Annotated in this window: 14 protein-coding genes and 1 pseudogene; 9 read left to right on the forward strand and 6 right to left on the reverse strand. The window is 33.4% G+C overall.

Annotated elements, in window-relative coordinates:
• Positions 1 to 49 precede the first annotated feature (49 nt).
• Positions 50 to 250, reverse strand: coding sequence for a hypothetical protein (locus CLMAG_RS31640; protein ID WP_153040987.1), 201 nt, complete (start codon positions 248 to 250; stop codon positions 50 to 52).
• 47 nt (positions 251 to 297) lie between these two features.
• Between CLMAG_RS31640 and CLMAG_RS10440 the strand changes: the two genes are divergently transcribed.
• Positions 298 to 678, forward strand: coding sequence for an MmcQ/YjbR family DNA-binding protein (locus CLMAG_RS10440; protein ID WP_242873001.1), 381 nt, complete (start codon positions 298 to 300; stop codon positions 676 to 678).
• 82 nt (positions 679 to 760) lie between these two features.
• Here the strand turns inward: CLMAG_RS10440 and CLMAG_RS10445 are convergent, their stop codons facing one another.
• Complete coding sequence (locus CLMAG_RS10445; RefSeq protein WP_066621797.1) at positions 761 to 1,222, reverse strand: PPC domain-containing DNA-binding protein; 462 nt, start codon at positions 1,220 to 1,222, stop codon at positions 761 to 763.
• 205 nt (positions 1,223 to 1,427) lie between these two features.
• On the opposite strand from CLMAG_RS10445, the gene CLMAG_RS10450 reads away from it, so the two are divergent.
• Both CLMAG_RS10450 and CLMAG_RS10455 read left to right on the forward strand, forming a co-directional pair.
• Positions 1,428 to 2,078: a zinc ribbon domain-containing protein gene (locus CLMAG_RS10450; RefSeq protein WP_066621799.1), complete on the forward strand. Its 651-nt coding sequence runs from the start codon at positions 1,428 to 1,430 to the stop codon at positions 2,076 to 2,078.
• 81 nt (positions 2,079 to 2,159) lie between these two features.
• Positions 2,160 to 2,756 carry a hypothetical protein gene (locus CLMAG_RS10455; protein WP_066621801.1) on the forward strand — a complete coding sequence of 199 codons (597 nt, stop codon included), beginning with the start codon at positions 2,160 to 2,162 and terminating at the stop codon, positions 2,754 to 2,756.
• Positions 2,757 to 2,827: 71 nt separating this feature from the next.
• On the opposite strand, the gene CLMAG_RS10460 is transcribed toward CLMAG_RS10455, so the two are convergent.
• Positions 2,828 to 3,409, reverse strand: coding sequence for a LysM peptidoglycan-binding domain-containing protein (locus CLMAG_RS10460; RefSeq protein WP_066621803.1), 582 nt, complete (start codon positions 3,407 to 3,409; stop codon positions 2,828 to 2,830).
• Between the two features lie 419 nt (positions 3,410 to 3,828).
• Between CLMAG_RS10460 and CLMAG_RS10465 the strand changes: the two genes are divergently transcribed.
• Positions 3,829 to 4,539 (forward strand): diguanylate cyclase, encoded by a 711-nt coding sequence (locus tag CLMAG_RS10465; RefSeq protein WP_066621804.1) that lies wholly within the window; start codon positions 3,829 to 3,831, stop codon positions 4,537 to 4,539.
• 155 nt (positions 4,540 to 4,694) lie between these two features.
• Here CLMAG_RS10465 and CLMAG_RS10470 read toward each other — a convergent pair whose 3' ends face one another.
• Entirely contained in the window at positions 4,695 to 5,726 is a 1,032-nt protein-coding gene (locus CLMAG_RS10470; RefSeq protein ID WP_066621806.1) for a DUF362 domain-containing protein, read from the reverse strand.
• A gap of 262 nt (positions 5,727 to 5,988) precedes the next feature.
• Here CLMAG_RS10470 and CLMAG_RS34690 point away from each other — a divergent pair.
• Together CLMAG_RS34690 and CLMAG_RS10480 are read left to right on the forward strand one after the other, a co-directional pair.
• A pseudogene (locus CLMAG_RS34690) lies at positions 5,989 to 6,801 on the forward strand (PAS domain S-box protein); the annotation flags it as partial.
• A 9-nt stretch (positions 6,802 to 6,810) separates the two neighbouring features.
• Positions 6,811 to 7,413, forward strand: coding sequence for a sensor histidine kinase (locus CLMAG_RS10480; protein WP_066621810.1), 603 nt, complete (start codon positions 6,811 to 6,813; stop codon positions 7,411 to 7,413).
• Positions 7,414 to 7,472: 59 nt separating this feature from the next.
• On the opposite strand, the gene CLMAG_RS10485 is transcribed toward CLMAG_RS10480, so the two are convergent.
• Both CLMAG_RS10485 and CLMAG_RS10490 read right to left on the reverse strand, forming a co-directional pair.
• The gene (locus CLMAG_RS10485) at positions 7,473 to 9,716 is read right to left on the reverse strand and encodes an ABC transporter permease (protein ID WP_066621814.1); all 2,244 of its coding nucleotides are present in this window, start codon (positions 9,714 to 9,716) and stop codon (positions 7,473 to 7,475) included.
• Positions 9,716 to 10,414 (reverse strand): ABC transporter ATP-binding protein, encoded by a 699-nt coding sequence (locus CLMAG_RS10490; RefSeq protein WP_066621816.1) that lies wholly within the window; start codon positions 10,412 to 10,414, stop codon positions 9,716 to 9,718. The genes CLMAG_RS10485 and CLMAG_RS10490 overlap by 1 nt, the downstream gene beginning before the upstream one ends.
• A 208-nt stretch (positions 10,415 to 10,622) precedes the next feature.
• On the opposite strand from CLMAG_RS10490, the gene CLMAG_RS10495 reads away from it, so the two are divergent.
• From CLMAG_RS10495 to CLMAG_RS10505, 3 genes are all read left to right on the forward strand, one after another.
• Positions 10,623 to 11,651 carry an autoinducer 2 ABC transporter substrate-binding protein gene (locus CLMAG_RS10495; protein ID WP_066621818.1) on the forward strand — a complete coding sequence of 343 codons (1,029 nt, stop codon included), beginning with the start codon at positions 10,623 to 10,625 and terminating at the stop codon, positions 11,649 to 11,651.
• Between the two features lie 84 nt (positions 11,652 to 11,735).
• Positions 11,736 to 13,238 carry a sugar ABC transporter ATP-binding protein gene (locus CLMAG_RS10500; protein WP_066621819.1) on the forward strand — a complete coding sequence of 501 codons (1,503 nt, stop codon included), beginning with the start codon at positions 11,736 to 11,738 and terminating at the stop codon, positions 13,236 to 13,238.
• On the forward strand, positions 13,235 to 14,239 hold the full coding sequence (locus CLMAG_RS10505) for an ABC transporter permease (protein ID WP_066621822.1): 1,005 nt from the start codon (positions 13,235 to 13,237) through the stop codon (positions 14,237 to 14,239). Before CLMAG_RS10500 ends, CLMAG_RS10505 begins: the two co-directional genes overlap by 4 nt.
• Positions 14,240 to 14,246 lie beyond the last annotated feature (7 nt).

Here is a 14,246-nt window from a genome sequence, read left to right on the forward strand (position 1 = left end):
TGATATTAGTTATGCTTTAGTTTCTTATTACTTAATTAAAAAGAAACTGTTAAACATCATTATCATATTCCATATATCTTGGCATTGTTTCATAATGGATATGCTGACAAGGAAGCATTGAATATCTATATGCCCCAGGGCAATAATTGGTCATAGGATATTCACTGTAGTGTTCAGACAAAGTTTTGATAGTGTCTTGATTTTCGTTTCTGAATGTTATTAATAAACCTCCATAAAATTTTAAGCACATTATCAGCATATACAAAAGTTAAAAGAAGGTTACAAAGGAAAATAAATGTGAAAAGGAATGATCTAATGATAAATCTACAGCAGTTAAAAAATTATTGTTTAAGCAAAAAAGGAGTATGTGCGGATTTCCCTTTCGATGATGAAACATTAGTATTTAAAGTGGGTAGCAAAATGTTTGCACTAACAAATATTAAAGATAAAGAACTAAAAGTAAATTTAAAATGTGATCCTATGATGTTACAGGATCTTAGAAGAGAATATGAAGCTATAAAGCCAGGATATCATATGAATAAGACTCATTGGAATACTGTAGAATTGGATGGATCACTGGAGGATAAAATTGTAGAAATGCTTATAGACATTTCTTATGATTTAGTGTTTAAAGGATTAAAGAAAAAAGAAAGAGAAGAAATAAGTAAAGAAGGATAGAGTTCTTTGCAAAACTCTATCCTTACAGAATATACTTTCTAGTTCTTATCTTTAAGTTGACTAATTGGTAAACAAATTACACTTAAAGGAAGCTTAAAAGTCTAAGATTAAATACATTTTCATCTAAAATTCGTTCCATTGAAGGAGATAGGACTTCTACTAGCATCATTTCAATAAGGAATTGAACTTTTCCGCTGATAAAGTGGCTGGTATGCGCTGTAGCAGAGTTAAGTCTGCTTCCAATACTTATATGGAAATGGGGAAGTATTGTCCCAGCTTCCTTATCGTATGCTATTGTGCCACAGCCAAAGGTCTCCACATTTTCGAAGTATGCTGGTGAATTTAGCATCGGTGCCTCTGGATGTTCTACCTTGCTGCAGGTACCAACTATGTTTATTTCACTAAAATCTCCAAAGAAGAAAGGGACATACCCTTGTTTAACATTATTCACTCTACAGAATTCCTCAAGTTCAGTCATGAAATCCTTTCCGTGTTCAAATCTGATTCCAAAGGTTCGTCCTATTTTTAACTCTGCTGATATCATTAGTATCACTCCTCACATATTGTATATAATCTATACATCAATCGATTTTATGTATAAAATTATTATACCATATTGTTCCATAAACTAATATTATAAGTACTATTTCATTTATTTCAACTAGAAGCTCACATGAAAGCATTTTTAATGAAATCTATGTGCTTATTGCTCATATAATGTAGAGAATTACTAATTAAGGAGAATTAAAATGAGCGATAAAATTAAATTCGTAAGAAATCACAGTGACTTAAGTACAGATAAAGGATTCCAATTCGAATTTTACTGCGATAGATGTGGAACAGGTTATAGAACTCGATTTAAAACTTCTGCAACAGGTATTATATCTCAGGTATTAGATGCTGCCAGCGGCTTTTTTGGAGGGATTTTTCAAAAGACAGCAGATTTAACAAATCGTGTACATTCTGCTGCATGGGAAAAGTCACATGATGATGCCTTTGTAGAAGCTGTTAAAGAAGTAGAGAATGATTTTATACAATGTCCAAAATGCCAATCTTGGGTATGCAAAGAAAGATGCTGGAATAACAATAAAGGTCTTTGTAAGGATTGTGCTCCGGATCTTGGTGTTGAAATGTCTGCAGCCCAAGCCAGTCGTTCCGTTGAAGAAGTATGGGCTCATGCTGAGATAGCAGAGGAAGATAAAAAACTGGATAAGGAAAATTGGAAGGATGTTATCCGTGCAAGTTGCCCTAAATGTGGTTGTTCTCTTGAGAAAAATTCAAAGTTCTGTCCTGATTGTGGCGAAAAGTTAACCTCATCAAAGCATTGTCCGGAATGTGGAGAAAAACTAAATGCTAATGCAAAATTCTGTATTAGCTGCGGAAAGAAAATTGAGGAATAAACTCTGGTTATATGTGCATAAAAAAGAGGTCATCATCATATAAAATATAGATATATTATGTTCTAAAATAGGAGAGTTGTAATGAGAGGGGAAAACTATTTAAATGAAGTAAAGCATATTGAGAATAGTGCACTACATTATATAGTCAATCTTAAGGTTCAGAAGTACAGGGATATTTTTGATAACCTCGATAACTCTCCGTTAAAAACAAGAAATATCAATAAAAATATACAGTTATATTTAAAGGATAGCTTTGCTAGCTTTCCAAGTAAAAATAGTATAGGTATAACTTTTCATATTACTGGAGAAGAAAGAGATAAACTAAAGGAAGAAGCAATAATTCTTGCCCTGAAAAGATACTGTCTAGTGAGAATTAAAGCTAAGGAATCTAACATGAAGTCTTCTAATATAGATACAGTTATATATGTGCTCATATCTATACTACTACTTACTATAGGCTTTGATTTGGAAACTAAATTTAATAAAAGCATATTACTCAACACAATCTTAGAAGGGGTTAACATAGGAGGATGGATTTTTTTATGGGAAGCTATAAGTATGTTGTTTTTTAAATCCAAAGATGTTAGTAATGAAATCCAGAAACTACACTGGATTTTGAAGTCTAACATAAACTTTACATATGAATCTTTAAGTAGAAGAAATCAACAACATGATTAAATACCGAATCATCAAGTGTAAATATGCGTTGGCAAATAAGATAAAACTTTCTAAGCCAACGCATTTGGTATTTACTGTTGAGACTGACAATTTCCACTACGAATTATGCTTTCCAATATAATAGCACCTGATCGCCCGGTTACTGAATTAAAAGGTCGTATTACTAGAAATGAGTTTGGCATAATTGATGCAGCAGTAGGAAGATCAATCCTAGTTGACCAAACTGGTGGATCCTGAGGATTTCCATATAACTGATTACCGAAGCCTCCAATGCCAGGTATAGATATTTCACCAGTATACATATCAAAGTTACCGAAGGTTGTAGGATGTGGCAGCGTTGCCGCAAAGCTTATAGCCTGACCTCCCCTAGGAGCAAAATTCACATTAGCTACTCCATTTGTTCCAAAGGGCACACTTATACGAGGATATAAAATAGTACAGCATGGGTAAGGTATAAAGCTAGGTACACAAAGCACATCTTCCGGGAATAATTGATTAGGATTTGTGATATGAGGATTATTTACCGCAAGTACTTCTATTCTTACTCTGAATATTTGAGCGATTGTAAAAAAAGTGTCCCCAGGAAGAACTGTATAGCGGCCTTGAAAGGCTGGGGGACAGTTCTGTGGAACTCTTGGTTGTTGTCTAAACATAAGTACTACCTCCATTTACTAAGTTCTTCTTTTCTAAGAAAGTTACAAGTTAAACTTGAAATACCTCAGTTAAAAGAACCTCTATAATATAGTATGATATAGCATTCTGTTAGGTGTTAGCCCCATCAGAACGATACTAGAAAGTATTTATTCTTTTTAGGTATATTATTGAAAAATCTGTTATTAAATTAATTGTATAAAAGTCTAATATACTTTATTTAAATACTAAGTTAAAGAAAAATCCAACATATTAACTTTGTAACATATGGTATAATATTCATATGATGTAGTGTAATCTAAATTATACAAAATAGCTATTTTAAATTGTATAATAAAAAAGAGTTTAAGTAAAAATTGATAGGATAACAAGTTTGTTAAAAAATTAGGATAAAGGAAAACAATCAATTGGGGGGAAGAGCATGAATTCAATTTTTGCAAGAGAGGATGAAGTTCTTAAGAATGCAATTTCAGCATTAGAAGATAATATTATTGAAACTGATAAGGATAAAGAGTTATATAGAAATCTTGTTGAAGAGTATAAGGCCCTTCTCGAACAAACTAAAAGAATAACAAGAATCTCAGATATGATAGGAAACAAACTTAACTGCGTTCGTCGTTCAGTAGACAAAGCATCGAAAATTGATTTCTTAACTAATATATATAATAGACGTTATTTCAATGAGCTTCTTATAAAAGAATGGAAAAGTTGTGAGGAGAGTAAAAGCTTTCTATCAATTCTTATGATAGATGTAGATAAATTTAAAAGATATAATGACATTTATGGTCATTTAAGTGGAGATAAATGCCTAAAACGTATTTCAGAGGAGATTAAAAATGTTGTAAAGGAATCAAATGACATTGTCTCAAGGTATGGTGGGGAAGAATTTATTGTTTTAATTCCAAATTCAGATCTAGAAAAGGCAAAATCCATGGCAGAAAACTTAAGGAAAAACATAGAACTGTTAGGTATTGTACACCAGGGTTCAGAGAAGTACAAAATTGTTACTGTTTCTATAGGCATTGCTTCTGCTATACCTAACGAAAATCTATCACCTGAAAAGTTGATTAATTTAGCAGATGACGCACTTTATAGAGCTAAAAATTGTGGGAGAAATAGGGTTAGTCTTTGAAACTTTAGAAGTTCTTATATTTGGATTGAATATGCGTTGGTAGAGAGGATTTAAATTCCTAAGCCAGCGCATATTATGTTAAAAACTGTATCTTGGATTTTTAAATAGCGTTTGATGAAATATATAAATTTAATAGTAATACATACTTATAACTATTATAACTCTATCAATTCATATTCTCTGCTGCCTAAACCGATGCTAGCAGCATATTCTAGAGTGCTGCGACCTCTTTTGAAGACTATCCTGCCTTCATTTTTGTCAAGAATATCTAGACAGGCTTGATCTATGGCCACTGGGTCAGTAGAAGCAAAAATACCTATATCCTTGGCCACAGGTTCCATAGGATGGCCTTCACAATCGCAATTCTTAGTTATATTGAAAGCAAAAGAAATATATATATTATTCTTCCCCTTTGATGCGGCATAAGCATATTCAGCTAGTCTTTCATTAAAAGATTTTGTTAAGGATGCCAGCCAACTATTTGATATAGCTCCATAGGGACATATGGCCATACATGAGGCACAGCCAACGCATTTGTTTTTATCTATCTTAGCTTTAGTGTCAACAATTATTGCACTTTCTGGACATTTTGCAGCACAGGTATTACAGGATTTACATTTTAATCTGCTTATTTTTGGTATGGAATTTGCATGTTGATCCAACTTGCCGCCCTTCGATGCACATCCCATAGCAAGTTGCTTTATAGCACCACCAAAACCAGCTAAAGCATGACCTTTAAAATGGCTTAAAACAATTATTTGTTTTTCTTTTGCAATTGCTCCAGCAATCTTACAACGATCAAAGTGCTTCTTCTTTATTTCAACAAGTTCATAATCTTCGCCAACTTCTCCATCTGCAATTACCACAGGAATTTTTGTGAAGCCATGTTCCTTCGCCACTCTAAGATGATTTTTAATTGTATTTCTTTGGCCTTTATACAACACGTTAGTTTCAATAAAAGCTGTATCTATATTTCTTTCAGTTAAGTAGTCTATTATTCCTTCAAAATTCTTTGGTTCAATAAAGGTTTTGTTACCTTTTTCGCCTAAATGAACCTTTAGGGGTATAAACCTATTAAGTTCAACACTTTCTTTTACTTCAATAGTCTGAAGTAAATGTACAGCAGCTGCGTTTATTTCATTGGTTTTTGAATAGGAATTAATAGCTTTAAAATAAACCTTTGTCATTAATAGCACCTCGCTTGCCTAATGGAATTAGTTGTAATTGTATCATTAAGTTTTTTCAGATTCAATATTATATGTTAACTTCTATCCGGTTGTATTATGCAACTGGATAAGAAAAAAACGTGAAAATATGGAGATTTTTCGATAATAGATAAGATTCTTGAAAGACTTTGTGAAATGATATATAATGTTTGTAATAAATTCCAAGTAAATTTGTGTAAATTACTACATAGGCTAGTAGGGATAATGATAAAGAGAGAATAATCAAAGGCTTTCAGACATAATTAATGCAATATCTATTTCCATTCATACGCACAATAGCAATAACAATATAGATTTTGTAAATAAGAAATTTGAGGAGTTGTTTAAATATTCAAAAGAGAGTGTTTTAGGGTTAAATGATAAAGAAATACTGAATTTAATACGGAAGGTGGGGAATGAATCAGAGAATACTTTACCTATTAGGATAGCTAATGGTGAAGATGATACAAAAAATATCATTAGAACTTACTTAGATTCAAATGATCAGGAGATAAAGGTTCTTGTTACTGCTCACAAAATTAAGAGTGGAACTTTAATATTGGCAAGCGATGTGAAACAGGAGCAGGAAATCAAAAATTTGAATTTACAGGCTCAAACAATAATAAATGCTGTAGCACTATCTACAATGGTAATAGATTATATAGGAGAGATTGTTGCTTGCAATAATTATTTTGCTGATTTAGTAGAAATTGATTATAAAGATATTATTGGAACTAAGATACAGGAACTAAATGATATCACAAATTTTAGTGCCATGGAAGCTAATGATATGTTCAATATAAATAACTTTAGGGATGATGTGAATGATTGTGTAATTACAACGCCTAGGGGAAATAAAAAACATATTCAGCTAACTACATCTGTCATCACAAATATATATGATGAAAAAATTGGTTTATTGACTGTTGTAAAAGATATATCAAAGATGAAAGAAGAACAGTTAAAGCTAATAAATCAAGAGAAATTGGCTCTATTAGGGCAAATGGGGGCAAGCATTGTCCATGAAACCCGTAATTTTCTTACAACAATAAAATGAAATAGTCAATTGATAGAGTTATATGCTGATGATGAGAAAATAAAGGAATATTCAAAGAAGATAAATGCCAGCACAAATGAGGTAAACAGAATAATTACGGATTTTTTCAATCTATCAAAGCCGCGACAAACAGATTTGGAGGAAATTGGATTCAATGATTTGATTTTCTCAATGAAGAGTACAATAGAGACATCCTCACAGTTAAATGATGTAAAGGTAATTCTAGATCTGAATCATGATGAAAGGTATATACTTTGCGATGAAACACAAATTAGACAAGTAATCCTTAATATTTATAAAAATGCTGTAGAGGCTATGGAAGAAACAGTAAATCCAGTCTTACATATTAGCACAGGACTAGATGAAAAGAATAAGGAAGTTTTTATTAAGATATCAGATAATGGAAAAGGAATTGATGCTGAAACAATTAAAAAGATTGGAAAAGCATTCTTTACAACGAAGAAAACAGGTACAGGACTAGGACTTAATGTATGTTATCAAATAATAAAGGAACATAAAGGAAAGCTAAGTGTTAAAAGTGAATTAGGAAAAGGAACTATATTTACTATTAAAATACCTTATATAGATATTGATTTGAATGAGGTTATTTAATTAGGGGCTAGAGTGAAGTTTATACTCTAACCCTTGATTTTTTATGCATAAAAATCTGTTTATTCCATCCGAGATTTTAAAGCTTCAACCATAGAAATTTTATTTATCTTTCTCCTGCTTAATAACTTTGATAGTTCATAGGTTAAGTATATTACTATAAAACCAACTAAAACATAAATGTAATTTATAGTTACCGGAAAGGATACACTTATGTCTTTAGTTATTGATTTAAATAGGGCACGCATGGATGCAAGAAGCAGTGGTACTCCAAGGATATAGCCCAGCACAACTATAAAGGAAGAACTGTTTAGAATGAGAGAATAAACCTCCTTATTTTTGTAGCCTAAGACTTTCATAAGGGATATATTCTCCTTATTTTCCTCTATTGTAAGAGCAGTAACAACATATATCACTATAAGGCCAATTATAAAGGACATAAAAGCTATACCGCCAATAACGACCTGAAGTGGCTTTGTCATTGTATTAAAGGCATTTCTCATATCATCAACGGTTACAGTGGCCAGTAATCTGTTTTCTGGAATATCCAATCTTTCTGTACTCCACAGCCCAGTGTAGCTGCCACTTGGGAAGTTCAGCATAGCATTAAGTTTATCAAGAGGTATATAAATATAGCTACCTACATAAGTTTCCGCTATACCGTCAACGATTATTTTGTAGGATTTTGAATCAAGCCTGTTAACAGCTTTAACAGTATCCTTTGGCTTTATATTAAGCTTATCAGCTAAAGGTCTTGTCATAATAACCTTATCGGACTTTAGCACATTGTCTGCTTTATCCTTAAAGGAAATATACTTAGAGTCAGCACTTACACCATACACCGTGAAAGTTAGCTTGTTATCTGATTCCAGTGCAAAGGGTATTTCGAAGAAAGCTTCACCTTTTTCAGGTTTACCATTTTGAACAGAGTTGAATACATATTGATAATTATATTTAAAGGCTTCACTAAAGGAATTTTTCATTAGATAGTCTAAAGAACTCTTTGCCATAAATCCCATTAAAAGCAGCATAGTTGCCATAATAATGCCAAGTAAAAGAAATGCAGTTCTTGGTATACTTCTAAGCAATTCTCTTATTTTAAACTTATTATTAAAACTTAGTTTATCAAGCTTCAGATTTCTCTCTATAAATCCAATCTTATCCTTATCCTTTCCGCCTCTCATAAGCTCGACGGGAGAATCTTTAAGTGACTTATTTACAACAAAATAGCTGCATATAATTAAAAATATTACCGGAAGCAAAATGCTCATTATGATATATTTTACATTAAAGCTTAGAGAGCCTACAGGTATATTAAAATAGGACACATAATATCCAATCATGGGCCTCAAGGTTATGGTTCCAAGTATAGTACCAAATATGCCGCCTAATAATGAAATGGTCAAAGGATATAGAAGATAATGTTTCATAATTTCTTTTTTTGTATAACCTAGTGCATAAAGTGTTCCTATAATAACAGCTTCTCTCTTTAACATTCTCCACATTACTATACCTGTTAGAATGCAGGTGAGAATCAGTATACTTACAGGCATGGAGGAGCTCATCTTATCAATTCCAGCAAGCTTTGCAGTCATATAGGTCACTCTTGAATTGTCGGTTACGTTCATCCAGCTCAGGATAACAACATTTTCACTCCTTAAGTAATCCTTAAGTTGAGATATTTTATAATCTAAATTGCTTCTATCACCATTAAATCTTACTGCATAAAAACTATTCCCTCTATTTAGATTGTTAAAATCATCTTTTCCTATTACCGCAATACCAAAACTGTTTGGATCATTCATAATATCTGACTCTGATTTTAATGGATATATATAATTTGGCAGAGACATAAGGCCGGAAATAGTAAAATTCTGATCATGTATTTTTATGATGTCACCAATCTTTAATTTATTAGCATTAGCATAGGATGGATCAATAAGAATACCGCGTCCGCTTAGAGCTTTACCTTCAGTTATTGCAGGTATATCAACCTTGGCATTTTCTCTGAATATTCTCAGTGTTTTAGTCTTTGATATGGAATAATCAAAGGACTTTGTTTCCTCCATGCTCATATTAAAATTTGATTCTAAGGCCTTAATATTATCTAATCTTCTGTTAACCATAAAGTTTGCATCTTCCTGTTTGTAGTCTCTTTCAAAGGAAGATAACAGCCCGGACAAATTCACAGAGACTAAGTTAAACATCGTAAAAAGAAGGCAGCTAAAAATAATAAGCAATAATGAGCCAAGGTATTGAGATTTGCTTTCCAGCATAGTTCTTTTAATTTTTTTATTTATAATCATTACCACTCAATCCTTTCTGCAGGAATAATTGTGTTGTTAACTGAGCTCTCTAGGATTTCCCCACTTCTTACCCTATAAACTCTATTAGCCATAGCACTGATTGCATTGTTATGGGTTATCATAAGTATGGTTGATCCAAAATCCTTGTTGATTTTTTGAAGAAGCTTTAATATATCCCTGGAGGTTGAGAAATCAAGTGCACCGGTAGGCTCATCACATAATAAAAGTTTTGGATTTTTAACTACTGCTCTCGCAATAGAAACTCTCTGCTGCTCACCGCCGCTTAATTCTTTTGGAAATCTATACTTTTTATCAAGCATACCTACCGCCTTTAAAACTTCATCAATATTTAACGGGGAGCTGCTTATGTTTGAAACAACCTCTATATTTTCTCCTACAGTCAGATTAGGTATTAAGTTATAAAACTGAAATATGAAGCCTATATTTTTCCTTCTGTAATCTGTGAGTTCAATATCATTTAGTTTAGTAATTTCAATATTATCTACTAAAACAGTACCGCAGTCGCATCTGTCAATTCCACCTATAATATTAAGAAGAGTTGATTTCCCGGAACCAGAAGGACCAAGTATCACTCCAATCTCGCCTTTGTCTAAATTCATTCCTACACCTTTTAGAACTGTGGTAGTTACATCTGCTGTCTTATAGCTTTTCTTCAAATTTTCTACTTTCAAAAACATCTATTTTATTCCTTTCATTATCCCATTTCCATTAGTTTAATCATGAGTTTTAGTTTTATTCCATTTTATTTAATATTAACAAGGTACTATGTGATAAAACCAGAAGGTGTATAGTTATTGACAACATTTACAATATATGGTAATTTAAATTCAAAGAGGTAAAGGATATCTTAATAAGAAAATTATAATAATAAGAGGGGGGATTATTTTGAAAAAGATCTTATCTTTACTAACAACATTGATTTTCACCTTAAGTCTTGCAGCTTGCGGAACAACTCAAACTTCTTCAACTCCGGACAAAAAGGCGACATCTGAAACAAAGAAAAAGTTTACAATTGCGACAGTTCCTAAGTTGACAAGTATTGCTTGGTTCCAAAGAATGGAGCAAGGAGTTAACAAGTATGCCAAGGATACAGGCATGGATGCCTATTATACTGGTCCAGCTACTGGTGACGCAGCACTTCAGGCACAGGTAATTGAAGACTTAATTGCAAAGAAAGTAGACGCAATTTGTGTTGTACCATTTTCAACTGAAGCTCTTGAACCTGTTCTTAAAAAAGCTCGTGATGCTGGTATTTTAGTTATCACTCATGAAGCTGCAGGAATGAAAAATATAGACTATGATATTGAAGCCTTTGACAACGAAGCTTATGGACAACATTTTATGGACAAGATAGGTCAGTTAACAGGGGGAAAAGGAGAGTATATTCAAGAAGTAGGTGCCTTGACCTCACAATCTCACAAACAGTGGACAGACTCAGCCGCAGCATTACAGAAAACAAAGTACCCAGATATGAAAATTTTTGGTGATAGGATTGAAACCAAAGACGATCAATCTGTTTCCTACAACAAGGTAAAAGAAGTTTTAAAGTCAAATCCTAACATAGCAGCTATACAGGGTAGTGCAATGGGAGATGTAGCTGGTGCTGCACTTGCTGTTGAAGAGTCAGGACGTTCTGGTAAGATTAAAATTGTTGGGACATCCCTAGTATCTGTTTCTGGAAAATATATAAAATCAGGTACAATTGACATGATTTCATTCTGGGATCCAGCAGATGCAGGTTACGCTATGAACGTTCTTGCTGCAAAGATTCTATCTGGAGAAAAGGTTTCAGATGGTATTAACCTTGGTGTAAAGGGTTATGAGAGCCTTAAATTAAAAGACAAAGTATTCACCGGTAAGGCTTGGGTTGACGTTGATAAAACTAATGTGGACGATCCATCATTAAACTTCTAATTTGTAATACCTAAATAATATAAGCCTCATGGTAATATCATCATGAGGCTTATATTAAAAAAAAAATGAAGGTGGAGGATGAGAATGGAAGAAGTTTTCCTTGAGTTAAAAGGAATCAAAAAATCCTTCGGCGGTGTTAAGGCACTTAAGGGAGTAAACCTAACTGTAAAAAAGGGAGAGGTACATTGTTTAGCTGGTGAAAATGGATGCGGAAAATCTACATTGATTAAGGTAATTTCTGGTGTTCACGCTGCAGACGAAGGAGAAATATATATTGAGGGAAATTTAATTAAAGATTTTAGCCCAATTGATGCAATTCGATTAGGCATTCAGGTTATTTATCAGGATTTTGCTGTGTTTCCTAACCTAACAGTGGCAGAAAATATTGCCATGAATAAAGCAGTACAAACCGGTAAAAAGTTTATGAGCTGGAAAGAAAGTAGAGAAATTGCACTTAGGGCCATGGAACAGATTGGCGCACATATGGATCCAGAAATTTTAGTGGAACGGTTATCTGTTGCAAATAAACAAATGGTGGCTATTTGTAGGGCGATTCTAGAAGATGCTAAGCTGCTTATTCTTGATGAACCGACTACAGCACTAACTGCTAAAGAAGTAGATAAGCTATTTACAATTATTGAAAACCTGAAAAACAAAGGTATAGCAATTATTATTGTTACCCATAAAATAGAAGAAGTTTATGGTATTGCAGATCAGCTTACCATTTTACGAAATGGGGCAAACGTGGCCACAGGAAACATTAAAGATTTTGACCGACCTACCTTTGTGAAATATATGACTGGAAGAAACATTGAGGATAGTAACTATCGTCCTTCTGAAGTAGGTGATGAAATTTTAAGACTGGAGCATCTGTCAAGAGAAGGTGCTTTTCAAGACGTTAACTTTAGCCTGAAAAAAGGAGATGTGTTAGGTATTACAGGCCTTTTGGGCTCTGGACGCTGCGAAATTGCGGATGCCTTGTTCGGAATTATGCCAGCGGATTCAGGAAAAATATTTTTACATGGGAAAGAAATATGCATCAAAAATATTGGAGATGCAATTAATCATAAATTTGCGTATGTACCTGAGGATAGGCTGACACAAGGGTTGTTTTTGGAGAGATCTATCGCTGATAACACCATTGCAGCTTCAATTAAAAAGTATTTTAAAGGTGGCAGACTTTGGTATGGTGAGATGAAGAAAGCTACGGAAACATGGATCAAAGACATTAATATTGTTGCACTGTCTTCCGAGCCTTTGATTAAAACTCTTTCTGGGGGAAATCAGCAAAAAGTAGTTATTGCTAAGTGGTTGAATACTCATCCAGATTTACTTGTTTTAAATGGCCCAACTGTAGGCGTAGATATAGGAGCAAAATCAGATATTCATAAGATTTTACATCAGCTTGCTGAAAATGGCGTTGGTATCATTATTATTTCTGACGATCTTTCTGAGCTTGTTCAAAACTGTAACAAGATTATTGTTATGAGTGGAGGAGCTGTTGGCGTTCAAATTAATAGTTCACAAACTACCGAATCCGAACTGGCGGAAATGCTTAACGGAAAAACTAAACTGGAGGGAGCATGATGAAAGGAATTTTCTCCAAAAAAAACTTAACTACAAATGAAATGTTTGTTGTCTATATTATTCTGATTCTTTCATTACTAATCGGACTTGTTAATCCAGCATTTTTTACTATAGACACAGTGTTTGGCACCGCACGATCTATACTTATTACCATGATTTTCGCCCTGTGCGAGATGGTTATTATCATATCCGGCGGAATTGATGTATCTTTTCCGGCCATTGCGTGCTTCTCTTTATATTTTACCATTTCAATTATGAATATTTATCATATTAACAGCATTGTTTTTGCATTTGTATTATCCGGTTTATTGGGATTTGCATGGGGAGTAATTAACGGATTATTGATTGGTAAATTCAAAATTCCTGCACTTATTGCCACATTAGGGACAAGCAGTCTTGCGAATGGTACAACCTTGGCATACAGCGGAGGAAGAGATATATCTAATATTCCCTCTGCAGTTGATGCATTATCACATAAATTTTTATTCTCTATCCAAAACGCCACAGGCGGAAAATCAACAATGACAATTTTTATAATCTTACCAATCCTACTCTGTTTTTTTATACACTGGATTTTGAAATATACCATGTTAGGTAGAAAAATCTATGCTGTAGGCGGCGATTCAAACGCTGCAAGAATTGCTGGTATTAACGTAATTAAAACACAGTTTATTATTTATATGTTTACTGGTTTTTTGACGGGAATTGCTGGTATCAGTAATGCGATACTTATGAGGAATGCTCATCCTTCCAACCTTATGGGAGCGGAAATGATGGTAATAGCAGCTGTTGTAATCGGTGGAACTCGAATTACCGGAGGACATGGCACGGTTATAGGTACGGTGCTAGGTGTACTGTTAATTGGTCTAGTATCAAACAATCTTATTATGTTAGGTATTCCAAATTATTGGCAGACCTTTGCCGTTGGCTTGATTATTGTAATTGGTACATCAATCACTTCTCTTAGAGCAAAGAAAATCGCCCTAAGTCCTAAGATATAGGAGGTTT

It is taken from the genome of Clostridium magnum DSM 2767, assembly GCF_001623875.1.
Taxonomy (GTDB): domain Bacteria; phylum Bacillota; class Clostridia; order Clostridiales; family Clostridiaceae; genus Clostridium_AM; species Clostridium_AM magnum.